Genomic DNA, 21292 nt, shown 5'->3' on the forward strand with positions numbered 1-21292 from the left:
CAAGGGCGGCGGCGACCGCGATGCCAAACGTTCGTGCGCTTGCGTCGGCCAGTACAGCGGCGATCGCCGCCAATGCCGAAATTAGCGAGACGACCAGCGCTGCCACCGTCAGGCGTTCGTGGACGCACGTGCGGTCGTGGCCGCCGGTCACGATGGCCCGCCCTCATCGACCGGCTTCGGGCTGGGACGGTGGGAGATCCAGAAGGTGATACCGACCAACGGCACCAGTGCGAGCAGCCATCCGGCCAGCCCTTCGGCGACCGGACCGACACCGCCGACAGCGTCGATGTCGGTTGTTCCCTGGCGCTGGAGTTCCTCTACGTAGGCGGCGAGATCGTTGAGGTCTTCGTTCGAGAGTTCCCCGAACACAGGCATTGCTCCAGGCCCGACCAGAATGGCCTCGGCGACCTGTTCGGGTGTTGCTTGCATCAGCGACGGTGCCCGCCTCGCGCCCCCGATCACCGCTCCTGCGCCCGACGCGACATGGCACGCCGCGCAGTTCAATCGATACAGATCTCCGCCATCGACGAGATCCGCGCTAGCGGTGTCGATGATCGGGATGGTTGGGCCGCTACCCCAGGACCCGATCAGCGACACGATCGCGACGATCTCGTTGTCGGTGAACCGGACCGGTCCACGTGTCGCCTCGTTTTCTGGCGAGGCGAGGGGCATCCGGCCGGTACGCAATACGAAGTCGACAGCCGCCTCGCCCTCGTTGACGATCGATGGGCCTCTGTCGGCGACTCCCTCCCCGTTCATGCCATGGCAACTCGAGCAACGGGTTTCGTAGAGCTGAACTGCGTCGACGGTTGGCCTGTTCGAGCCGGGATCAGCATCGGCCTCGGCGGCGGCCGGCCGCATCGAGTACAAGACGGCCGTCGCGACCACGGCGACGAGCGCCACCGCCCGCACCGTGTGACGGCTGGTCATCGGAGGATCCAGATGGTGGTGAACACGACTAACCAGACCGCGTCGACCAGGTGCCAATAGGTGGAGATGCCCCACGCCCACGGATCCCGTCGGCCGGTTTCGGCAAAGTGGCTAGACCGCATGCCCAACACCAAAAGGGCGACGAGGCCGGCGGCGACGTGGAGCGTGTGCAGTCCGGTCAGCCCCCAATAGGCCGAGCCGTAGACGTGTGTGGCGATCCGAAACGAGAGGGTCGAGTATTCGAGCAATTGGTTGACGAGAAATGCACCTCCGAGCGCTACGGCAGCCATGTTCCACCGCAATGCGGCCGGACGGTTGTCGCGTTCGGCCGCACGTTCGGAGGCCACCAGAGCCGCCGACGAGGCGAGCAGTGCTGTCGTTGCCAGGCTCGCCCTCGCCAGATCGAGGTGAACGCTGGCAGGCGGCCATGGCTGATTCGATGCTCTCAGCAGGTAGTAGGCCCCGAAGAAGGCGGCGAAGATCATCGCGTCGGACGCCAAGAACAAGGTCGTGCCGAGCGGTGAGACGCTTTTGCGCGGTGAACCCGCGACGGTTGCTCTGGCGGTCGAGACCATCAGGCGGCCTCGGCCGTGTTCACACCGTCCTCGATCCACGGCACAGCGACCGTGGGGCAGGTCACCAGGGTAGGCAGGTGCCGGGCGACCGAGGCACCGAAGAAGCCGGCGACTGGGCCAGGGTGGTGTGAGCCGATGACGACCAGCGAAGCGTCGACTCCTTTGGTGATGGCAGCGATGGTGTCGGCCGCAACCCCGTCCCTGACCTTCGACTTGACGTCCAGGTCGGGTGCCGCTGATCTGATCGACTGGACCAGAGCGTCCATCTGGGTTCGCAGCGCCCCGCGGACGTCGTCCATCGTCCACTCGAACTCGGAATCGATGAACGAGATGGGCTCCAGAGCGGCCGCGAGCACCAAGGGCGTCGACCGCTCGCGGGCGAAACGGATCGCCCATTTGAGCTCGGGGTTCATCGGGGTGGTGGGACGGTTGACAGCCACGACGACCGGCCCCGCCTGTTCGGCGATTGGGGCGTCCTCGCCAACGACGATCACGGGCACATCGGAGCGGTGCAGTAGCTTGGCGGCAACGTCGCCAACCTGACGCTGGCTCCAACGGGTGTGGCCTCGCTGGCCCACGACGATACCGTCAGCCCGCACCTTGTCGGCGATCAGGCTGAGAGCGCGGGCCGCGTCGTCATCGATCAGCTCGGTGCTGACTTCCATCCCGGCATGTCTTGCCGGTTCTGACCACTCGCCATCCAGCAGCTTGCCGGCGGCCGCCCTTGACGAATCGAGTCCGATCTGCGCGGCCGCGGCCAGCAGTTCGATCCCGGGAGAGAATCCATGTACAAGCGTGAGCGAATCCGCTTGGGCATGAGCGACCGTCCATTGGAGCGCTCGCCGCGACTCTGGCGACCCGTCTACCCCGACCACAAGGTTCGAAAGTGTGCTCATCGTGATCCTCCTTCGTTTCGGCGCTCATTGGCCTCTCGCCATGAGCGTGCGTCGTGGAGGGCGGGCGTGTCGTGACCTCTAGCGGTTCGTCGAATGGCACGTATGTGTCATTGGAGGTGGTGCCAGGCAACGCGGGCTCTGGCGCCGGTGAGACAACTGAGTGTCGATCTCCGACTGCTTCTGGTCGTCGGTCAGCGGGTGATGTGGCGCAGCTTGGCCGGGTTGCCGATGGCGTGGATCACGTCGATGCGTCTGGCCCGCACCCCGAGCGACAGCACGGCGACCAGGTCGGTGCCCGTGGTGATGAGCATGCCCGGTTCCCCATTGACCCCTGCCGGCTCGAAGGTCAGCCCGCGGTTCAAGACGGTCGCCAAGAGCTGGTGTGCGACGGCCGTCGCCCCGTCGAGGGCGAGCAACGGGGCCGTGGGCAGGGCCCCGCCAGAGTCGAAGTCGCCGATCACCCCCGGGTCCAGCACGGCCAACAGGCTGTCGAGGTCGCCTCGTTCGCAAGCGTCGATGAACCGGGCCACCACGAGCTCGTGTTCTGAGCGGTCGACCTGGAACCGTGCGGCCGCTTCATGAGAGGCGATGCGCCGTCGGGCCCGGCTCGCCAGCTGACGGCACGCTTGAGGCGAGCGGCCGACCAACTCGGCAATGGCGACGAAGTCGACGCTGAAGACGTCGTGCATCACGAATGCGGCGCGCTCGGCCGGGCTCAGCTGTTCGAGAACGACCATCAGCGCCATACGCACGGTGTCGTCGAGGGTGACCCGGTCTGCCAGGTCGGTCTCGCCACTGGGCAAGTCGACGATCGGCTCGGGTAGCCACGGTCCGACGTACGCCTGCTTCACCCGCTCGTGCGCCCGGAGGCGATCGATGCACAGCCGTGAAGTGACCGCAACGAGCCAACCCCGGGCGTCGTCGAGTGATTCGACGTCCGCAACCAGAAGCCGGCTGTAGGCCTCTTGCAGCACGTCCTCGGCGTCGTGAACGCTGCCGAGCATGCGGTAGGCAACGTCGAGCACTCGCCGGCGGTGCTGATGCCAGATCTCGTCGATACGAGCCGCTGGTGTCGGAGCTTCATTCATGTCATCCAGGACGATCGAGTCGGTCGAAGTGTGACATCGATTGCGATGTCACACCGAAGGCGTGCGGATCGTCCATGTAGTCGTTCATCCAACTACTGGAGATGTGACATGACAACATCACCCGCCACCACACCGCCAAGCTTCGCCGCCCGGCCCGATTGGCTGTCCGACGAGGCCTGGCCGTACCCGGTTAGCGCTTTGAAAGTCGGCGACGACACGATCGCTTATACCGATGTCGGCGACGGCCCGACGCTGCTGTTCGTGCACACCGGGATGTGGAGCTTCGTGTGGCGAGATGTGATTGCCGACCTGGCCGGCGACTTCCGCTGCGTAGCGCTCGATGCCCCGGGTACCGGCCTGTCGTGTGGCCCGGGCCGTGTGGATCTCCCGATGTCGTCGCGGGCTATCGACGCTCTCGTTGGTCACCTCGATCTGAGCGACATGGTGTTGGTTTTGCACGACCTGGGAGGCGTTGCAGCCCTCCATGCCTCAGCAGTATGGACCGACCGGGTTCGGGGAATTGCGGCGGTGAACACCTTCGGGTGGCGGCCGAGCGGTGTCGGCTTTCGAACGATGCTCGCCCTCATGGGGTCTGGAGTCATGCGAGAGTTCGACGTACTCACCGGCTGGCTCCCGCGGCTGACGTCGACCACATTCGGGGTCGGCCGGCACTGGGATCGTTCGATGCGAAAGACGTTCGTGCGCGGTGTCGACCGTCGAGGACGCCGCAGCTTTCACCACTACATGCGGTCGGTCATGCGGTTCGACTTCGAGCGGGTCGACACTGCCAGAGAGGCCTTCAGATCGCTGCCGGCTGTGTCGGTGTTCGGTGAGCGCAACGACTACCTCGGCTTCCAAGCGAGGTGGGCCGAGGCACTCGACGACCTCGAACAGATCGAGATTCCGAAGGGAAACCACTTCCCGATGTGTGACGCACCAACCGTGGTGGCTCGGGCCATCCGCTCACGTTTTGGTCAGGTGGCCGAGCCTCGGGCGTAGTTGGCCATGGAGAAGGCGCTCATCGCCACGGTGCTAGTCAGCGGGCACCGGCGGAACCCCGCCGTCGCGTCGCTCGGGATGCTGTCCCAGGGGGTGAGTAGGGTCGGTTTGCCGGTCGTGGCGTGCTGCGGGTGGCGGGTGTTCGATTGCCCACCCGGTTTGTGGCGGTCCTCCAGTGCTCGCGCGTCTCCGAGGAACCGTCATGTCTCCGTTTTTGTCCACTCCGCCGTGCTCTACGCCCCGCCATGTCGAGCCGCTGTCGACGAGCGAGCAGTTGTTGGCGCTCGGTTGGGAGATCCAGGCCAACCAGTACCGGCTGTTGCACCTGGCAGCCCGGTTCGATGACGAGCTCGAGTGGTTGCGGCAGGGTGTCAAGAGTGCATCCCAGTGGATAGCAGACCGGCTCCAGATCCGATCGGCCACGGCCCGCGAGTGGATTCGTGTGGGTCACGCATTGCGTCACCTGCCTCTTATCGACGCCGCGCTCGCAGCCGGCGAGATCTCTTATGCCAAGGCACGAATCCTCACTCGCTGGGCTGACGTCGACAGCGAGGCGCAATTGCTCGGGCTGGCTCGCGAGCGCACAGCGGATCGCCTCAGCGTGGCCATCGCGCGGGCGCTGGCCGATGGAGGCGAGACCGACGACGAGCGCGATGCCCGGCTGCACGAGGCGAGGTCGGTCACTACCTGGACCGACGGCGATGGCATGACTGTCGTTCGTGTCGTCGTGCCGCCATCGGTAGGCAAGCCGATTGTGGCGGCAATCGATGAGCTGGTGCGTCGCATCGCTGCGCTACCCCCGGAAGGTCCGGTCGACGCGCCGACCGTTCCGGACGGCGCGCCCGCGGGAGCGGTTTGTGAACAGAAAGTGGTCGACGAGGTGACCGAGAGCGGTCAAAATGCGCCCGCGGGCGCGACTGGTCGACAGAGTGTGAGCGCGCCGCCACCGAAAGCATCCGGGTCGATGTCGGGGCCTACGGATTCGTTGGACGACACGCTCCACAAAATCGGGCTCAGGTGGCATCCGTCCGGACACGACGAGTGGACCTTCCCCAGCCTGGCCCAGCAGCGCGCCGACGCGCTGGTCGTCCTGCTGCTCGGCGCTGGGGTTCAGGTTTCCACCGAGGTCGTGTTTCACGTTCGCGGCGACGGAGCGACCTTTGACGACGGCACACCAACCACCGATAGCGCCATCTTTCGTCAGCTCGACCAGGCATTTGTTCGTCTGCTAATTCACGATGCCGATCGTCGCCCCGTCAATGCGTCCAGTGCGAGGCGACTGCCCACTACCCGCCAGAGGCGCGTGGTCATGGAAGCGCACGGTCACCAGTGCGTCGAATGCCACAGCACCGATCTGCTGGTACTGCACCACGAGCCGCCCTATGAGCAGACGGGCCGAACGATCACCGACGAGCTGGAGCCCCGGTGTGCGCCGTGCCACCGGGCAAGGCACCGCGCCGACTCGCCCCGCCGTCAGCCGCTCGAGCGTGAGCTAGTGTCGGCAGCCGTGAGTTGGCCGGGCGACCAGAAGCTTGCTTGAGGTGAAACCCGCCTCGCGCCTGACCCCCGGCCAAATCAGCGGTCTTGTTGCTGGCGCGTACGTCCTGGCCGGAATCCTCCTTGGGGTGCTGTTGTTGGGTTTGGCATCGTTCGTGTCGCCCACAAGCTCGCTTTCCGCGACGGTCATCGGGGCGGGCTACTCGAACGGCGCCGCTGTCGAGTACCGGTCGCCGGGTCGGGTCGACGTGGGTTTCTTCGTTGTTCTCGTCGATTCGGACGGCGACGAGCACCGCGTCGAAATAGGCGACAGGCCCGACGCCGACCCGGTCGGAGCTACCGGCACCGTCGAAGTCGCCGCCTGGACCGGCTCGGTGCGCTCTGTCGATGCAGGGCCAGTCGACTGGCGACGGGGCTTTCCGGTGGGCCTTCCGATCGGGCTGGCATTCGTCTGCTTTGCCTCGGTCTTCCTATGGGCTGTAGCTCCCGGCCAGGGGATAAGTAAAAGTCAGCGCGCGAGGCTGGGGGTTGTTGCGCTCACCACTGCGATGGCGGCTGCTCTCATAGTCCTTGCGATCGGCCTGCTGCGATGACCGCGTGCCCTGTTTGTGGCGTCGGCTTGGAGCTGGTCGACCGATACCCGAACAGGCTGTGTGACGACTGTTGTGCGCTAGCGAGCGACGGCAATGGGCGTCGAGTCGAGCTGGCCAATGCGTCTGCATGGGGAGGCCTCGCGTGGCGATACCTGGGCGACGACGACTGGATCACCAGCGACATCAGGCTCGTGGCGCTGGTCGGTTCGATGCCTGTCGTCATCTGCGAGGCCCGGTTCGGTGGCGTCGTCGCCCAGCCACTCGATCCCGAAACGCCAACGCCCGCCGCGACTCATCGAGACCTTCGGTGAGGCGGCCCACCAAACTCGGCTGAATTCACGTGGCTAGGAGAACGCAACATGACCTCGGACCTCATCGTCGAGTTGGTCGGGTATGCGGCGTCGGCCCTGATCATCATCTCGATCACCCAGCGTTCGATCCTGCGCCTTCGCCTGATCGGCCTGGCCGGAGGATTGACCTTTCTCGTGTACGCGCTGATCATCGGGGCATATCCGATCGCTGCGGTGAACCTCGCAGCTAGCGCCATCCACATCTGGTACTTGCGAAAGCTGATCAGCCGCAAGGAGGAGGTGTTCCGGATCCTCCACGTCCGGCCCGATTCGCTGTACCTGGCCGAGTTCCTGAGCTTCTACCGCAACGAGATTCAGGGGCGCTATCAGCCCGAGTTCACCTACGAACCGCGGGCCGGGTTGATCACCGCCTTCGTGCTGCGAGACATGGTGCCCGCTGGCCTGTTGATCGGTTCGGTCGAGGCCGACGGCACATTTCGAGTCGACCTCGACTTCGTGATCCCCCAGTACCGAGACTTCCGGATTGGGCAATACGTCTTCTCGCCCGACTCGGCGCTGCTCGACGGGATTGCACCCACCGTCGTGTGGGCCGAGGCGTCGAACGACGACCATGCGTCCTACCTGCGGCGGATCGGCTTCAAGTGCACCGGCGACGCCAACAGGTACGAGCTCGAGGTGACCAGACCTACCGGGGCGCACGCGGCCGAAGCGATTGGCGCGGTTCAGGAACTGCCACAACCGCCGGCTCCGCCCGAGACGTTGTAGCGGTCGGTCGGCATGTCATGCCGGCCTCCGGTTCAGCGGTGCTCCTTGCGCCATACAACCTTGAGCCCAGACCAGATCTCGGAGATGGCGCAAACCTTGACATCGACGAGGTGGGTGCTCAGAACAACAGATCTGACGACGTCACCGGTCAGGTCGGTTTCGACGCCGCTCGTCTTCTTGGGCCACGCGATCCAGGCAAACCGGTCGGGGAAGACCGCTTTGCCCAGCTCGGCTATCTGATCCTCCAGCTCGGTGCCGCCGGTGAAGAAGGCCAAGACCGCGTCGGGCAAGTCGGCGAGATCGGTGTCGAGGCTCACGTCCTCTGGGAGGTCGACCAGCAGATCGCGCAACTCGGAGGGTTCGTTCACGGTGGCCACTCGAAAGCCGCTCTTGATGCCGAGCTTCTTAGCCAATGGTGTGCCCGAGTAGCCGGCGGTCATGGACTGGTCTGCCAGTAGCCGCGCATGAGTTCGCGGCTCCAGTCGGGTTGGCGTACAGCCGACCGAGGGAGGAACTCGTTCATGGTCGGTTTGATGTCCAGCACCGGCGAGCCGTCGATGGCGTCGAGACCTCGTACGACAAGCCGCCGACCGTCGACCTCGAGCAGTTCGCAAGTGGTCAGGCCGATGCGATTCGGGCGAGCCTTCGCCCGCTGGGCGAAGATTCCGACCGCGGGCCAATCGGAGCGGTTGCGAGGGTGCCTGGCGCCCACGTGCACGGCCGACGGGTCGACGGCGTTGAACTGGAAGATCACGTCGATGTGGCTGAATGAGTCCAGACCGGCGGTGGCATCAGCAGGAAAGCGCTGGTCGAGGACGATCTCGGCCTGCTCGTCGCCCCAGTCGTCGTCGATGGGGGCTGTCCGGCCACCCACCACCACGCCGATCGGGATCAGCTCTATTGGATCGAGGGTCACGGCATCACCCCTGGGCTGCATCTATTCGCGATTGAAGCCGGCGCATTCCGCGCAACCACTTCTCGGGCTCGTTGGTCTTGAACTGCATCCACTCCTGCGCGATCGGGTCGGTCAGGATCAAGAACCTTTCGGCCTCGAGCGCCTCGGTCACCTGCTGGGCTACCTCTTCGGGTTCGCGGATGGGACCGGCCGCCGAACGTCCCCATTCGGTGTCGGCCGCGTCGCCGAGCATTGGCGTGCGAACACCCAGGGGAGCGAGCAGGTACGACCGGATGCCGCGGTCGTGGTAGGTGATGGACATCCACTCGGCCAGCCCGACCACGGCGTGTTTCGAGGTTGCGTAGGGAGCGTTGCCATGGCTGGTGAGGATGCCGGCCATCGATGCAGTGTGCAGGATGTGGCCCTCACCCCTGGCCAGCATCGAGGGCAGCACGGCACGTATCGCGTGAACATGGCTCATCACATTGACGTCCCACTGTCGCTGCCACTCGTCGATGGGAGTGCTCAGTGGGTCGGCGCCCGATGCGATTCCCGCGTTGTTGCACAAGAGGTCGATCGGGCCATGGCGGTCCTCGATGCCGTGCAGCGCGGCGGTCAGGGCTTCTCCGTCGCCCACGTCCACAGCTTCAGCAAACCCACCGATTGCGTTGGCAACGTCGGCGGCCTGTTCGGCCGACCGGTCGATCACGACAACGGCGCGGGCGCCGTCGGCGGCGAACCGCTCGCATAGCGCCTTGCCTATGCCGCTGGCGCCGCCCGTGACCACACAAACCCGATCTGCGACAAGCATGTCGCCCCCTTTCATGACCGCCGACACAACGAACCTAGCCGGGTAAGAGCCCGGGCGACCGAGTCTTGGCTGGTGTGCGATGGGACGGCAGCGACTCCCGATCTATGGTTCGAAGATGGACATCGTGCTCATGGCTGGGTTGTGGCTGCCGTCGTCGGTGTGGGCCGATGTCGCGGCAGAGTTGGAGGCGCTCGGCCATCGGGGCCGCGTGGTCGATCTGCCCGGCGTGGACGACGGCGCGATCGAGGCAACCCTCGAGGATCAATTGCGGGCTGCTCTGGCCATCGTCGATAGCTCGGATCGCCCGCTGGTCGTCGGCCACTCAGCCGCCAGCGCTTTGGCATGGCTCGTGGCAGACCGGCGACCGTCCTCGATCGCAGGGACCGTCATGATCGGCGGGTTCCCAACGTCTGGCCGCAGTCGCTATGCCGACTTCTTCGAGATCGTCGACGGGGTCATGCCATTCCCCGGGTGGGAGCCGTTCGAGGGACCAGACAGTGCGGACCTCGATGTGGCGGCAAGGGCTGCGATCGAGGCTTTGGCAGTGCCCGTTCCGGTCGGCGTCGCTCAAGCGGTTGTCGAGTTGGGCGATGATGCCCGCTTCGATGTGCCGACGGTCATGGTCTGTCCCGAGTACACCCCAGAAGACGCCAAGGCCTGGATCGACGGGGGTGACATCCCCGAGCTGGCTCGTGCTGCCGACGTGTCGTTCGTCGACATCGATTCAGGACACTGGCCGATGTTCACCCGCCCGGTCGACCTGGCGACCATCCTCGCCAACATCGCAAAACGCCTCTCGCGCTTGGCCTAGCCCGCCTGTGGGTGGTCGGGCGTTCACCGCGCGTGGGTGCCTGGCACCGATAGGTCCGATAAGAGCGATAGTAGGCAGCTTCGGTCAGCCCGCGGCGGCCACGACAGCCTCGAGAGGATGTGGAACCCGGTCCGAATCGATCACCTCCACAAGCAAGCGTGCATATCTGAGGTTTCTTCGGGCACCAGCCCTCAACCAGCGATGCATCTGCGCCTCGAATGGCCGCTCCCGCCATTGTCCCTGGCGTTGCAGCGTCCGAAAAGCCTGAAGGTCGCCTTGCGATTCGAGAAGTGCCTCGACTGCGGCAGGATCGACGGACCGGATGAGTTCATCCTCTAGGTCTTTCACACAGACGAAGAGGCTGTCACGGGAAACGATTCCGGCACGACGGAGTGCCCGGTTGACCATCGCCTCCTCGGCCTCATCGCACATGACGACAACGGTCAGTCGCGCTCCCTGAGGTCCGAATCGGCGCAGGTAGCGCTCCATCGCATGTGCTCCACCGACCGGCACCACGACGGCGCCCGCGGCGGACAGATCGCGACCACGTCGTGCGGCCAGTGTCTCGACGGCGATCTGGTCGCTCACCCCTTCGACCACGACGACGCATCTTGCCGATCCGACCGCAGACATGGCCTCGGCCGTGGCTGCCAGCTGGGAATCGGGACCGCTGTGGAACCCCTCGAGAGCCTGGCGATCGAGCCGAATCTTGTCCTCAATGTCCACCAGGAGAGGCTTCCACAACCGCAACCCCGGTGTCGTCGCGATTCAGGGCAGTGTGCACAAGGGCGGCAAGCGCGGCGATGGCTAGCGCGAGCACAGTGAGGAGTTGATGGTCTACCACCGTCGCCTCGACCGCAGACAGCGGATTGCCACCACCGCCGACCCTTTCGACCGCCCACGCGGTCGACGCGACCAACGCCAACGTCGCCGCAGCCTTGCGGAACCTCGTGTAGGCGCCGGTTCTGGACAAGACCCACAGCGACGGGAACGTGCCGGCGATGACCACCAGTTGCGCCAGCTCGACACCGACATTGAAGCCCAGCAGAGCAGTCGCAGACTGCACCCTGGCGATACCCAAATCGTCGAGGATCCCGGCGAACGCCAGTCCGTGAATCAGCCCAAAACTTCCCGCGATCACGACCTCGCCGTGAGAGGTCAGCGGACGCCACGCGTGAATGGCGGCGATGGCCACCGAGCCCGCTACCAGTACCTCAACGGGCCGTGACGCAAAGTCGACCACGCCGAAGGCAGACAGCGCGAGCGTCAGCGAGTGGCCGACGGTGAACGCCCCCGATACCCGAACCACTCGGACGATCGCCCGGCGGAAGCTGGGGCCCTCGACCCAGCGCCGCCTGCTGACGGCGAGGGGTGCAGGCACCAGCAGTACGAGCAGGAACAGAATGTGGTCGGCGCCGGCGAGGACGTGGTCATAGCCCTCTGCGACCATCACCGTCCAAGTTGACGAGGCATGACCGGTTTCGCCGGTGGACGAGATCGTCACCGAAGGCTGGTCACGGTCGATCACCGCCAGAACGGCCTCGGATGAGCCGGCCAGCCTCTCGGTGACCATGACCCTGTGATCTGGATCGACTTCGAAGATGGCGTCGTAGGTCATCACGAGTGGCGCATCGTCGGCTTCGATGTCGTGGGTCAGAACCAGCCTGGCCCATTCGATGCCGTCGACCGAAACCACCGTCAGCGGCCCGAATACCGGCTCGGCAACCGTTCCGCCGCCGGCCAGTGTCAGGTGCTCATCGAGGTAGTCGACGATGGCCGAGCGCTTCAGCGACAACTCGAAAGCGTCGGAGGTCAGTTCGGTTCCGACGGCAAGGCCTAGCAGGTCGAGCGGGACGTCGATGCTGACCTCGACCTCGGCACCGTCGATGACAACCGACAGCGCCGAGGTACCTGGCTCGTGTGCTGAGACCGGCGATACCGCCAGGCCGACAAGGACAAGGATGATCAGGCCACAGACGACCGCTCGGATCGGATTCATGTCACGCGTCGCCGGTCGAGGCAGACCCGCCGGCGCCCTGGCCACTCGGTGATCCACCAGCGCCCGGCCCTGGCGGACCGCCGACGCCGTCTCCGCTGGCCTCACCCATCGTGCACCGGCTTATGTACGGGTAGTCGTTGGTGACGATGTACACGTACTGGCCATCGATGGTGATGCCATTGCACTCGTCGAGATCGCCCGTCTGGTCAGACCACTGCCAGTCGGTGGTGTAGGTACCGTCTGGCGTGCTGCCTTCGAGCTCGATCGTGGTGCCCCCAGCCGGACCCGATGCCTGGCAACCAGTGCCGCTACGAGCGGTCGAACTCAGAGCGTAACCAGACTCGTAAGCCCCGGACTTCGAGTAGTACATGAGGTGGCCGTCGGCGGCGAAGCCGACGTGCACGAGGTCCTGGTCGGTGTCGTACGCATCGACGAGCATCGACGAGATTCCGTGGTAGTGGTACTCGCCGGTCGGTTGGACGTGGGCGTTGTTGAAGTCGAGGCCCAAGTCGTAGATGTCCTGCAATGCCTCGATCCGGTAAACCTCACCCGACGAGCAGGTGACGGTTTCGGCCGTACCCGGCTCGAACTTCACCCCGTTCACCGCGACACCGGGAACACGAACCTCTGTTGCCTGGCCGGTGTACACCGCAGTTGCAGGGAACTCCCAGGTCAGGTCCTGTGCGGTGATGGTGTTCGGGTTTCCGGAATTCGGGAACTCACCGGTCTCGTGATCCGGCAGGGCGTTCGTCTCGATGGTTCTTGTTCCGCCGTCGACGACGACCGTGACAATGGTGCCGAACTCGGGGTCCTCGAGGCTGTACGAGCCGAGGTAGTTGGAGGTCAGTCCAGCGACGGCGGTCCGGTCGCCGTCAGACGTCGAGTCAGATGGCTGGTCTACCGCCGTCGATGGCGATTGTGGTGTCGACTCGGCGCCGTCGCTGTCTGAAGACGAGCTGCATGCGCCCAGCACAGCTACGGCGGCGACCAGCCCGGCAAGAGTTCTGAGTCTGAGGTTCCTGTTCATGCCGATGACTGTGGAGCCTGGACCTGTGGTCGAGCTGTGAACGTGCTGACAGGTTCTTCACAGGTTCGATGCCACGGGCAACCGGAGCGTGAAGGTCGAACCGCCGCCCCGAGTTTCGGTGACGGCCACCGATCCGCCGTGCTGACGGACGATCCGATCGACGAGCGCCAGACCGAGGCCCGCACCGCCGTGGTCGCGCCGGCTTCGCGACGCGTCGTTGCGGACGAAGGGTCGGAACAGACGCTCGGCAGTAGCCAGGTCGACTCCGGGACCATGGTCGACGACCTCGATCTGCGCCCACTGCATGTCAGATCCGACCCGCAGCGTCAGGTTCGTCTCGGGCGGCGTGTGATGACAGGCGTTGGCGCCGAGGTTCAGCACCGCCTGGTGGAGGCGGGCTGGGTCGGCTTTTACCGTGGGTGCCGCGGCCGAGAGTTCGAGCTCGATTGTCCGCTCTGGGTGCGCGGCTCGAAGGTCGTGGGCGACCGCCGAAACCACTGCGCCGACGTCGACCAGTTCGAACCGGGAACCGTCCTCGGGCCTCACCAGTTGAAGCAGATCGGTCACCAATGCCTCGAGCCGTTGGCTTTCGGCTCCGATGCGTCGCATGGCGCGCTCGAGTCCGTCGCCTTCGAGCATGCCTGCTGTGTAGAGGTCGCTGTAGCCGCGAAGGGCCGTGAGCGGTGTACGCAGCTCATGCGATGCGTCGGCCATGAAGCGTTCCATGTCGTCCCTGGCCCGCTCGGCTTCGTCGGCAGCGCCCTCGCGTTCGTCGATGGTCGAGCGGAGACGGTCCAACATGGCCGCCAGATCTTCGGTGAGCATCGCCGTTTCGCGAGGCCCACTCGGCTCGGGAACCGTCGCGCCCAGATCGCCCTCTCGAATGTCGTGGGCGACTGCGCTGATCCGGCCTATCGGTCTGGCCACGGCCCCCGCCACGACGAGCACAACCAGCGTCTGCAGTATCACCAGAGCGGTGCCGCCGAGGATCAGGTTGCGCAGCAGGCTCGACAGCGACTCGTCCACAGGCGCCAACGACAACGCAGCCACAGCCTTGCTGCCGTCGGCCAAGCGCTCGACCCGCGCGCGGTATCGAGGCTCCCCGTCGACCTCCACGAAGCCGCGCGCTGCGGCCAACGCGTCGAGCTGGGCGTCGTCGAAGGTCGCTGCGTCCTCGGCGCCATTTGCGATCTGGCCACCGGGGCCCACCACGAACTCGATCGGTGCGTCGGTTCCGTCCAACAAATCGCCAGGCTGACGGTCGGCTCCGCCGCCTGGATCGCCCCGCAAAGGATCGCCGCGACCTACCGCCTGACCAATCGAGCCGGTCAGAACCCGGTTGAGTTCGTCGTCGATTGACGCGATCAGGTCGCGCTCGACCGCTCGGTAAACGAACAGTCCGAGTCCGCCAGACCCGGCCACCAGTGCGCCAATTAGTGGAATCAGCATCGTGGCGCGCAGGCTGCGGCGGGTGGACACCGGTCTCACGATGTGGTTCGCAACACGTAGCCAACACCTCGCCTGGTGTGGATGAGCGGCGAGTTCCCATCGTCGATCTTGCGGCGCAGGTAGCTGATGTATAGCTCGACGACGTTCTCGCTTCCGTCGAAATCATCGTCCCAGACGTTCACCAATATCTGTGCTTTGGACACGACGGTGGTCGCGTTGACGAGCAGGTAGTGAAGCAGCCGATACTCGGTCGGCGACAACTCGATCAGGCGACCGGCCCGCCGAACCTCGTGGCTTGCCGGGTCGAGGGTCAGCTCGTCGTAAGCGATCAACTCGCCAGTGGTAGCGGTTCCTGACCGGCGCAGAATCGCCGCGACCCGCAGAACCAACTCGTCGACGCTGAATGGTTTGGTCAGATAGTCGTCGCCGCCGGTCACGAAGCCCTTCACACGATCTTCTGTCTCGGCTCTGGCGGTCAAGAAGAGCACCGGCTCCAGCCGTCCCGCTTCGCGCATCCGTCGGCAGATTTCGAACCCGTCGAGGCCGGGCAGCATGACGTCGAGCACCGCCAGGTCGTGGGGCGAACGGAGCGCCTCGGTCAACCCAGACCATCCATCGTCGATCTGTGTGACCGAATGTCCCTGGTAGCGCAGCGCGGTAGCGACGATGTCGTTGATGGCCGGTTCGTCCTCGACCACGAGAATCCGACAGGCGGCTACCGGCTTGGCAACTGAGGTCACCTGCTCAGTGTGGCTCGTCAACCTGTGTGTTGCCTGTGACCGGGCCGTGTAACCACTGACTTCGAAGGTCGTCGGGATAGGTATGGACCTCTCGCCCGAAATGCAGTCTCTGTTGACCAAGCTCGACGCTCTCGACCTGACCGAAGGGGAGCGGTCGGAGTTCGGCCGCCTACTCGGCGTCGGTACCGGCGACGAAGCCCACGAGGTCGAGGGCTTTGGCGCAATGGCTTCGCCGACCAGCCAAGGGGCCGGCCGTCGTGGCATCACGGTTCAGGGATTCAACCTCTTCGATACGTTTCCGATCCACGTCGTGGCCCCCGGATCCAAGCCCGGCTCAGGTGTCGTCGACCACAAGGCCGAAGACTGAGGAACAGGCTTCGGGCCCGAACGGTTGCAGCGCACAGCAGGACTAGCTTTGCAGCGATGAGGGCTCATCCTGCGAGGCGGTCGGTGCCCAGCGCGCCGGTGCGTGGCACGTCGCTGATGCTGGCGTTGCTGGTGCTGGCGTTGCTAGTGAGCCTCGCGGCCTGCGGCGACGATGGCGTCGGTGTGGCCGGTGATGGTGAGCCCGAGGGAACCGTTCTCGTTTTTGCCGCCGCGTCGCTGACCGATGCCTTCGCCGAGATCGAGGTGGACTTCGAAGCAGCTCATCCGGGCGTCGATGTGATGGTGAACACAGCGGGCAGCTCGGCTCTACGAGAGCAGATTCTCGAGGGCGCGCCCGCCGATGTGTTCGCGTCGGCCAACCGTCCCAACATCGAGCAGCTCATGGCGGCTGGGGAGGTGGCAGGCGAGGTCGAGGTTCTTGCCACCAACTCGCTGCAGATCGTGGTGCCCGCCGGAAACCCCGGGGGCGTGACCGGCGTGCAAGACCTGGCCAGGCCCGAGCTGCTGATCGGGCTGTGCGCCGAGGGTGTGCCGTGCGGCGACTTCGCCCGAGCGGTGCTGGCCCGCGCCGCAGTGCAGGCGTCGATCGACACAAACGAGCCAGACGTCAGGGCGCTGTTGACCAAGGTTGGCGCCGACGAACTGGATGCAGGCGTCGTCTATGCCACCGACGTGATCGCGGGTGGCGAGTTGGTCGAGGGGATCGACATCCCCAGCCAGTGGAATGTCGAAGCCGACTATCCCATCGCCCGAATGGCGGGTGCGCCCAACCCGACGGCGGCCGACGCGTTCATCGAGTTCGTGCTGGGGCCCGATGGCCAGCGCATCCTGGCCGGGTTCGGGTTCAGCCCGCCCTGATGCGCGCGTTCAGGGGCTGCGACGCCTGAGCGTCAACGAGCACAGACCTAGCGCAGCGATGGCCATGAGTGCTGTGATTCCGAGGTCGACGATCACCGAACCCGACACGCCCGAGTTGTCCGAAACCGCGCGTAGGGCGTCGTAGGCAAATGTCAGTGGCAGGACCTCCGACACGATCTCGAGCGGTCGGGCCATGGCATGGCGCTCGACGAACAGCCCGCACAGCAGAAACTGTGGCAGCAGGAACGCGGGCATGAACTGGATCGCCTGAAACTCTGTGTGGGCGAATGCGCTGACGAACAAGCCGAGCGCCATGCCGAGAAGCGCATTTGCGACCGCCACCGCAATTGCCAACCATGTGGGGCCGGCGATGTTCAGGCCGAGAACGGCCATGCCCACAGTGAGAACAACAGCCGTCTGGGCCATTGCGACAATTGCGAACGCCGCCGCATAGCCAACGACAAGGCCGAGTTTCGCCGTGGGCAGCGACATCAGGCGCTCGAGGGTGCCAGACCTTCTCTCGCGAAGCATCGCTATCGAGGCGACCAGAAACATCGAGACCAGCGGGAACACCCCGATGAGTGGCATGCCGACGCGCTGAAACACCAGCGGGCGGGCATCGAACGCAAAGCGGACGAGGACCAGCAGCAGGGTGGGCACCACCAACAACAGCGCAACCGTTCGATGATCGCGCCGCATCTGGCGGAGCACCCGGCTGGTGGTGGCCGTCGCCGTTGCCATCATCGATCTTCGCCTTGCCGTGCGACGAGTTTCATGAATGCGTCCTCGACATCGCTTGCGCCCGCTTCTGACACCAGCCCCGCCGGGGTGCCCGAGGCGAGGATCCGGCCTTCACGCATCAACACAAGCCGGTCGCATCTTGCGGCCTCGTCCATCACGTGGCTGGACACGACCACAGCAGCACCCGACGCCGCAATGGTGGCGAACTCGGCCCATAGCTCGGCTCGCAGGAGAGGGTCCAGGCCCACGGTTGGTTCGTCGAGAACCAGCAGCGGTGGGTTGGCGAGCAGTGCAACTGCGAGCGACACACGAGCGCGTTGACCGCCCGACAAGCGCTCGACCACCGCGTCCCGCATGTCCTCGAGGTGCACAGCGACCAGAACCTCGCTCATACGTGCAGCCGTACACCCCAACAGAGCGGCGAAATAGGACAGATTCTCGCCGACTGTCAGATCGCCGTAGACAGAGGCGTCTTGTGTCATGTAGCCGATGTCGCCTCGTCGAGAGCCGATTCGGGCGATTGACCCAGGACGAGGACCGATCCGGTCACGTTCGCCTGCACGCCCACGATGGTGCGCATCAATGTTGTCTTGCCGCACCCGCTGGGCCCAACGAGGCCGGTGACCTTTCCGCGGGACACGGTCAGCGAGAGGCTGCGCAACACCGATCGGTCGCCGCGCCGAACGCTGACGTCGGTCAACCGGACCGCATGGTCGAGTTGTGGGGCCGTGGATGGTGGCCCGGGTTCTTCAGCGGACATTGGCAGCGCCTCGCTGTTGTCGGCCCGGCGCAACTCGTCTCTGTCGGCGAGCACCGCCGGGCGGCCACCTTGCCGTGACCAGACCAGACCTTACTGCGTGCAGGATGCTCGACAACCGGGCCTATTGTTCGGGCCGTCGCAGAGGGATGGAGAACCAGTGAACGCCGAGCAGAGCATCGATGACCACCCAGCTTGGGAAGCCCTCGCCGAGCTGTACCACCGATACCTGACGGGTTTGCTCCTGGGTATGGTCACGCGAATCGGAACCGGGCCCGCAGCCGAGGTCGTGTTCCGCACCTTCCGAAACCAGCATCTCGAAGCGTTCCTGCCCGGTCTCGACAAGCTGGGTCTGACCGACGAGCCCGATGCGGTGGCGTGCGCCAAGTACCACGTCCTGTCCAACGCTCTGGGAGGGGTCAGGGTCGAGTGGATTCCCGAATCGGACACCAAGTCCTGGGTGCGCTATCTGCCGCCCCGGTGGGTGTTCGACGGCACCGCGGTGTGTGGAATACCCAGCGAGTTGAGTCGCGCCATGCTGCGCGGCTGGCACGGCCACAACGGCGTGTCTCTGGGCAACGACAGGCTGGGGTTTGTCGCAACCTCCCAGACCACCGACGGTCAGCCCGGCTTGGTCGGCTACTACATCGAAGAGTCCGCTCCGCTGCAACCCGAAGACCGCGTCAGGTTTCGCCCGGGCGAACGCCCGCCCGGGCCGGCCGCAGAGCTGCCCACTCCGTCGTGGGACCCGGTGCGCCTGGCGAAGGTCAACCGCAACTACGCAATGAACTACATCCACACGATCCTGCCGGCCATGACCTCGGTTCTCGGTCCGGCGGGCACCAGAAGTGTCGCCGTCGTGGTGGGCCATCAGATCGGAATGCAGTTTCATCCTGCTGTGATGGACCTTGTGGGCGCCGACGGTTCGTTCGCGGATCGGCTGGGGCGACTGCTGAGCGGCCACGGCACCCCGGCCCAGGTCGAGCGGCCGGGCGAGCACCACCGCGTTCGGCTCGATCGGTGGCGGCTGTTCGATCCTGACTCGACACACGCCGTGGTGTTCGAGGGTTGGAACGCTCTTTGGGAGGGCCTGGCCGTCATGGAAGACGTTCGTCTGGTGGTTCGTCAGAGGCTGGACCTGGGCGACCCGTGTTTCGAGTGGGAGGTCCGCCCCGAGTCTCCCGAATGAGGCTCGGTCGTCGCTGTCGACAGTCGCGGTGGGGAGGGCTACGTTGCACCATGGCCGCAAGCGAGGAAGCGTCTTTGGGTCCGCGCTTTTGGACGCTCTGGTCGGCATTCACCGCAACCAACCTGGCCGATGGTCTGAGCCTCGTCGCGCTGCCGCTGTTGGCCCTTGCCGCCACAGACGATGCTCGTCTCGTGGCGATGGTGGTGATGTTCCAGTACCTGCCATTCCTTGTCATCGGGTTGCCGGCTGGGGTGGTAATCGACCGCTTCGACCGGCGTCGCATTGCGGTCGCGGCCCAGATGGCGCGCGCCGCTGTGGTGGGCGGGCTCGGCCTGGCGTTGCTGCAGGGAACTCCGGCTCCGGCAGTCCTGTTCGTCGTCTCGTTTCTGATCGGCGTCAGCGAGGTCTTGACCGACGGCGGGCTCCCGGCACTGGTGAGGGCGTTGGTGCGTCTGGATCAACTCGAGGTCGCGAACGCCAGGCTTTCTGCCACCCAGACCGTCAGCAACGCGTTCGTCGGTCCGCCCCTTGGAGCGCTGCTCTTCGAGCTGGACATGTCGTTGCCATTCATCGCCTCGGCCGCCGTGACGATGCTGGGCGTCGTTGGCCTCTTGCGCCTGCCGGGTACCTATGAGCCAGCGGTCGAAGAAGCCGAATCCCTTGACATTCGCAGCGTCCTGGTCGGCGTTCGCTACGTATGGTCCCACGACGTGCTGCGGCCTTTGGTGGTGGCCGTTGGACTGTTCTCGTTCGTCGGGGCGGCGGGCAACGGCGTGTTCGTCGTGCTCGCGTCCGAGCGCTTCGGGCTGGACGGCGTCGGGTTCGGCTTGCTCATCAGTTTCGACGCGATCGCGGCCGTTCTGACTTCGACGGTTGTCGCCGGCTTCATCTCCCGAACGTCCCATTCGTGGAGCATGCGAACGGCGGTGATCTGTTTCGTCATTGCGTCGATGCTTTACGGGTTGTCGACAAACCCTGTCCTGGCGTTTGCCGGTGCCTTGTTCGCCGGAGTTTCAGGACCCGGCTGGAACATCGTCTCGGCCACCGTCCGGCAGAGACTTGTTCCCGACGCCGTGTTCGGCCGGATGATGACTGCCTACCTGTTCATCGCGTGGGGAGCGCGCCCGCTGGGTGCGTTGATTGGAGGATTCGTCGCCGAGCGCTGGGGACCCCAGTGGGTTTGGATCGGCGCGGGGCTGGTCGTGGGCTCGCTGCTGATCACCGCAAGATCGATGTTTGCCCGCATCGATGCGGCCATGGATCCAGGCAGGCCAGCTGATTAGTGGCAGCTGCCGAGCGGCCGACCCTGGGGTGACCCGTCAGTCGTCGTGTCGGCGCTTGGTGCGGTCGCCGAACAACTCGGTGTAGTCGGCCAACGCGGCCTCGACCACCGCGCGGGCGTGCTCGGCCCCGTAGGTGCCAATCACCTCGATGGCATTGGGCTTTTGGCCCGTGATGTCCATCTTGTAGGTGGCGAAGTAGTGCACGATGCGCTGCACCACCGCAGTGGGAAGGTTCTTGATGTCCTTGGCGTAGTCGAAGACGGTGTCGCTCTCGAGCACGGCCACGATCTTGTCGTCGGCCTCGCCACCGTCGAGAACCTGTATACCGCCGAGGATGCGGGCCGGAAGCACCACCTCGGCCCGGTCGATGCGTTGCTGGCTCAGCACGCAGATGTCTAGAGGGTCGCCGTCCCCGGTGTCGGCACTCGGTGTCAGATCGGCGACCCTCTGACCGCAGTACGTGCGCGGTATGAAGCCATACAGCGTCGGCGGCAGGGCAGACGAACCCTGGGGTCGGTCGACCCGCAGATAGCCGGTGATCTTGTCGATCTCGTACTTGACGGCATCGAACGGGGTGATCTCGATGAACGCGTCGACGACGTTAGGGGCCTTGTCCCCGATGGGGAGGCCATGCCATGGGTGGGCGCGGAAGCGGTCGAAATTTCTGATGAGCCGATGGTACGCGATGCCC

Annotated in this window: 24 protein-coding genes and 1 pseudogene; 10 read left to right on the forward strand and 15 right to left on the reverse strand. The window is 65.3% G+C overall.

What is annotated here, in order from left to right:
- Positions 1–147 precede the first annotated feature (147 nt).
- The 4 genes from R2770_01300 to R2770_01315 all read right to left on the reverse strand — a co-directional run bounded on the left by R2770_01300 (position 148) and on the right by R2770_01315 (position 3489).
- On the reverse strand, positions 148–930 hold the full coding sequence (locus R2770_01300) for a c-type cytochrome (GenBank protein ID MEZ5279081.1): 783 nt from the start codon (positions 928–930) through the stop codon (positions 148–150).
- The gene (locus R2770_01305) at positions 927–1505 is read right to left on the reverse strand and encodes a cytochrome c oxidase subunit 3 (protein MEZ5279082.1); all 579 of its coding nucleotides are present in this window, start codon (positions 1503–1505) and stop codon (positions 927–929) included. The genes R2770_01300 and R2770_01305 overlap by 4 nt, the downstream gene beginning before the upstream one ends.
- Positions 1505–2401 carry a universal stress protein gene (locus R2770_01310; protein ID MEZ5279083.1) on the reverse strand — a complete coding sequence of 299 codons (897 nt, stop codon included), beginning with the start codon at positions 2399–2401 and terminating at the stop codon, positions 1505–1507. Before R2770_01310 ends, R2770_01305 begins: the two co-directional genes overlap by 1 nt.
- A 191-nt stretch (positions 2402–2592) precedes the next feature.
- Complete coding sequence (locus R2770_01315) at positions 2593–3489, reverse strand: sigma-70 family RNA polymerase sigma factor (protein MEZ5279084.1); 897 nt, start codon at positions 3487–3489, stop codon at positions 2593–2595.
- A gap of 108 nt (positions 3490–3597) precedes the next feature.
- Between R2770_01315 and R2770_01320 the strand changes: the two genes are divergently transcribed.
- From R2770_01320 to R2770_01340, 5 genes are all read left to right on the forward strand, one after another.
- The gene (locus R2770_01320) at positions 3598–4488 is read left to right on the forward strand and encodes an alpha/beta fold hydrolase (GenBank protein ID MEZ5279085.1); all 891 of its coding nucleotides are present in this window, start codon (positions 3598–3600) and stop codon (positions 4486–4488) included.
- 202 nt (positions 4489–4690) lie between these two features.
- On the forward strand, positions 4691–6028 hold the full coding sequence (locus tag R2770_01325; GenBank protein MEZ5279086.1) for a DUF222 domain-containing protein: 1338 nt from the start codon (positions 4691–4693) through the stop codon (positions 6026–6028).
- Position 6029: 1 nt separating this feature from the next.
- Positions 6030–6578 carry a hypothetical protein gene (locus R2770_01330; GenBank protein ID MEZ5279087.1) on the forward strand — a complete coding sequence of 183 codons (549 nt, stop codon included), beginning with the start codon at positions 6030–6032 and terminating at the stop codon, positions 6576–6578.
- On the forward strand, positions 6575–6889 hold the full coding sequence (locus R2770_01335) for a hypothetical protein (GenBank protein ID MEZ5279088.1): 315 nt from the start codon (positions 6575–6577) through the stop codon (positions 6887–6889). Before R2770_01330 ends, R2770_01335 begins: the two co-directional genes overlap by 4 nt.
- A 48-nt stretch (positions 6890–6937) precedes the next feature.
- A complete protein-coding gene (locus R2770_01340; GenBank protein MEZ5279089.1) occupies positions 6938–7654 on the forward strand; it encodes a hypothetical protein in 717 nt (238 codons plus the stop codon).
- A gap of 32 nt (positions 7655–7686) precedes the next feature.
- Here R2770_01340 and R2770_01345 read toward each other — a convergent pair whose 3' ends face one another.
- Genes R2770_01345 through R2770_01355 form a run of 3 tightly spaced genes read right to left on the reverse strand, consistent with a single transcriptional unit; the run spans position 7687 to position 9360 of the window.
- Positions 7687–8094, reverse strand: a complete 408-nt coding sequence (locus tag R2770_01345; protein MEZ5279090.1) for a DUF3052 domain-containing protein — start codon at positions 8092–8094, stop codon at positions 7687–7689.
- Positions 8091–8570 carry an SAM-dependent methyltransferase gene (locus R2770_01350; GenBank protein MEZ5279091.1) on the reverse strand — a complete coding sequence of 160 codons (480 nt, stop codon included), beginning with the start codon at positions 8568–8570 and terminating at the stop codon, positions 8091–8093. Before R2770_01350 ends, R2770_01345 begins: the two co-directional genes overlap by 4 nt.
- Before the next feature lie 4 nt (positions 8571–8574).
- Positions 8575–9360 (reverse strand): SDR family oxidoreductase, encoded by a 786-nt coding sequence (locus tag R2770_01355; protein MEZ5279092.1) that lies wholly within the window; start codon positions 9358–9360, stop codon positions 8575–8577.
- Positions 9361–9475: 115 nt separating this feature from the next.
- On the opposite strand from R2770_01355, the gene R2770_01360 reads away from it, so the two are divergent.
- The gene (locus R2770_01360) at positions 9476–10171 is read left to right on the forward strand and encodes an alpha/beta hydrolase (GenBank protein MEZ5279093.1); all 696 of its coding nucleotides are present in this window, start codon (positions 9476–9478) and stop codon (positions 10169–10171) included.
- 84 nt (positions 10172–10255) lie between these two features.
- On the opposite strand, the gene R2770_01365 is transcribed toward R2770_01360, so the two are convergent.
- Genes R2770_01365 through R2770_01385 form a run of 5 tightly spaced genes read right to left on the reverse strand, consistent with a single transcriptional unit; the run spans position 10256 to position 15386 of the window.
- Complete coding sequence (locus tag R2770_01365) at positions 10256–10897, reverse strand: TOPRIM nucleotidyl transferase/hydrolase domain-containing protein (GenBank protein MEZ5279094.1); 642 nt, start codon at positions 10895–10897, stop codon at positions 10256–10258.
- Positions 10887–12170, reverse strand: a complete 1284-nt coding sequence (locus R2770_01370) for a HupE/UreJ family protein (GenBank protein ID MEZ5279095.1) — start codon at positions 12168–12170, stop codon at positions 10887–10889. The genes R2770_01365 and R2770_01370 overlap by 11 nt, the downstream gene beginning before the upstream one ends.
- A gap of 1 nt (position 12171) precedes the next feature.
- Complete coding sequence (locus R2770_01375; GenBank protein ID MEZ5279096.1) at positions 12172–13197, reverse strand: YHYH protein; 1026 nt, start codon at positions 13195–13197, stop codon at positions 12172–12174.
- Between the two features lie 57 nt (positions 13198–13254).
- Positions 13255–14676, reverse strand: coding sequence for a HAMP domain-containing sensor histidine kinase (locus R2770_01380; GenBank protein ID MEZ5279097.1), 1422 nt, complete (start codon positions 14674–14676; stop codon positions 13255–13257).
- Positions 14677–14681: 5 nt separating this feature from the next.
- Positions 14682–15386: a response regulator transcription factor gene (locus R2770_01385; protein MEZ5279098.1), complete on the reverse strand. Its 705-nt coding sequence runs from the start codon at positions 15384–15386 to the stop codon at positions 14682–14684.
- A gap of 82 nt (positions 15387–15468) precedes the next feature.
- On the opposite strand from R2770_01385, the gene R2770_01390 reads away from it, so the two are divergent.
- Together R2770_01390 and modA are read left to right on the forward strand one after the other, a co-directional pair.
- On the forward strand, positions 15469–15753 hold the full coding sequence (locus R2770_01390) for a hypothetical protein (GenBank protein MEZ5279099.1): 285 nt from the start codon (positions 15469–15471) through the stop codon (positions 15751–15753).
- A 56-nt stretch (positions 15754–15809) separates the two neighbouring features.
- Positions 15810–16631, forward strand: a complete 822-nt coding sequence (gene modA, locus R2770_01395) for a molybdate ABC transporter substrate-binding protein (GenBank protein MEZ5279100.1) — start codon at positions 15810–15812, stop codon at positions 16629–16631.
- A 9-nt stretch (positions 16632–16640) separates the two neighbouring features.
- Here the strand turns inward: modA and R2770_01400 are convergent, their stop codons facing one another.
- Positions 16641–17375 (reverse strand): ABC transporter permease, encoded by a 735-nt coding sequence (locus R2770_01400; GenBank protein ID MEZ5279101.1) that lies wholly within the window; start codon positions 17373–17375, stop codon positions 16641–16643.
- Positions 17372–18132, reverse strand: a pseudogene (locus R2770_01405) (ABC transporter ATP-binding protein). The gene R2770_01400 and the pseudogene R2770_01405 overlap by 4 nt, the downstream one beginning before the upstream one ends.
- A gap of 157 nt (positions 18133–18289) precedes the next feature.
- Between R2770_01405 and R2770_01410 the strand changes: the two are divergent.
- Positions 18290–19318 (forward strand): hypothetical protein, encoded by a 1029-nt coding sequence (locus R2770_01410; GenBank protein MEZ5279102.1) that lies wholly within the window; start codon positions 18290–18292, stop codon positions 19316–19318.
- A gap of 50 nt (positions 19319–19368) precedes the next feature.
- Complete coding sequence (locus tag R2770_01415) at positions 19369–20601, forward strand: MFS transporter (GenBank protein MEZ5279103.1); 1233 nt, start codon at positions 19369–19371, stop codon at positions 20599–20601.
- A 36-nt stretch (positions 20602–20637) separates the two neighbouring features.
- On the opposite strand, the gene R2770_01420 is transcribed toward R2770_01415, so the two are convergent.
- Positions 20638–21288, reverse strand: a complete 651-nt coding sequence (locus tag R2770_01420) for an inorganic pyrophosphatase (GenBank protein MEZ5279104.1) — start codon at positions 21286–21288, stop codon at positions 20638–20640.
- Positions 21289–21292 lie beyond the last annotated feature (4 nt).

This window comes from Acidimicrobiales bacterium, from assembly GCA_041394185.1.
GTDB lineage: Bacteria > Actinomycetota > Acidimicrobiia > Acidimicrobiales > Poriferisodalaceae > JAAETH01.

Excerpts from the sequence above, each read along its gene's own strand:
- R2770_01300 (MEZ5279081.1), bottom strand. The coding sequence starts at position 930 with ATGACCAGCCGTCACACGGTGCGGGCGGTGGCGCTCGTCGCCGTGGTC.
- R2770_01305 (MEZ5279082.1), bottom strand. The coding sequence starts at position 1,505 with ATGGTCTCGACCGCCAGAGCAACCGTCGCGGGTTCACCGCGCAAAAGC.
- R2770_01310 (MEZ5279083.1), bottom strand. The coding sequence starts at position 2,401 with ATGAGCACACTTTCGAACCTTGTGGTCGGGGTAGACGGGTCGCCAGAG.
- R2770_01315 (MEZ5279084.1), bottom strand. The coding sequence starts at position 3,489 with ATGAATGAAGCTCCGACACCAGCGGCTCGTATCGACGAGATCTGGCAT.
- R2770_01320 (MEZ5279085.1), top strand. The coding sequence starts at position 3,598 with ATGACAACATCACCCGCCACCACACCGCCAAGCTTCGCCGCCCGGCCC.
- R2770_01325 (MEZ5279086.1), top strand. The coding sequence starts at position 4,691 with ATGTCTCCGTTTTTGTCCACTCCGCCGTGCTCTACGCCCCGCCATGTC.
- R2770_01335 (MEZ5279088.1), top strand. The coding sequence starts at position 6,575 with ATGACCGCGTGCCCTGTTTGTGGCGTCGGCTTGGAGCTGGTCGACCGA.
- R2770_01340 (MEZ5279089.1), top strand. The coding sequence starts at position 6,938 with ATGACCTCGGACCTCATCGTCGAGTTGGTCGGGTATGCGGCGTCGGCC.
- R2770_01345 (MEZ5279090.1), bottom strand. The coding sequence starts at position 8,094 with ATGACCGCCGGCTACTCGGGCACACCATTGGCTAAGAAGCTCGGCATC.
- R2770_01355 (MEZ5279092.1), bottom strand. The coding sequence starts at position 9,360 with ATGCTTGTCGCAGATCGGGTTTGTGTGGTCACGGGCGGCGCCAGCGGC.
- R2770_01360 (MEZ5279093.1), top strand. The coding sequence starts at position 9,476 with ATGGACATCGTGCTCATGGCTGGGTTGTGGCTGCCGTCGTCGGTGTGG.
- R2770_01370 (MEZ5279095.1), bottom strand. The coding sequence starts at position 12,170 with ATGAATCCGATCCGAGCGGTCGTCTGTGGCCTGATCATCCTTGTCCTT.
- R2770_01375 (MEZ5279096.1), bottom strand. The coding sequence starts at position 13,197 with ATGAACAGGAACCTCAGACTCAGAACTCTTGCCGGGCTGGTCGCCGCC.
- R2770_01390 (MEZ5279099.1), top strand. The coding sequence starts at position 15,469 with ATGGACCTCTCGCCCGAAATGCAGTCTCTGTTGACCAAGCTCGACGCT.
- modA (MEZ5279100.1), top strand. The coding sequence starts at position 15,810 with ATGAGGGCTCATCCTGCGAGGCGGTCGGTGCCCAGCGCGCCGGTGCGT.
- R2770_01400 (MEZ5279101.1), bottom strand. The coding sequence starts at position 17,375 with ATGATGGCAACGGCGACGGCCACCACCAGCCGGGTGCTCCGCCAGATG.
- R2770_01415 (MEZ5279103.1), top strand. The coding sequence starts at position 19,369 with ATGGCCGCAAGCGAGGAAGCGTCTTTGGGTCCGCGCTTTTGGACGCTC.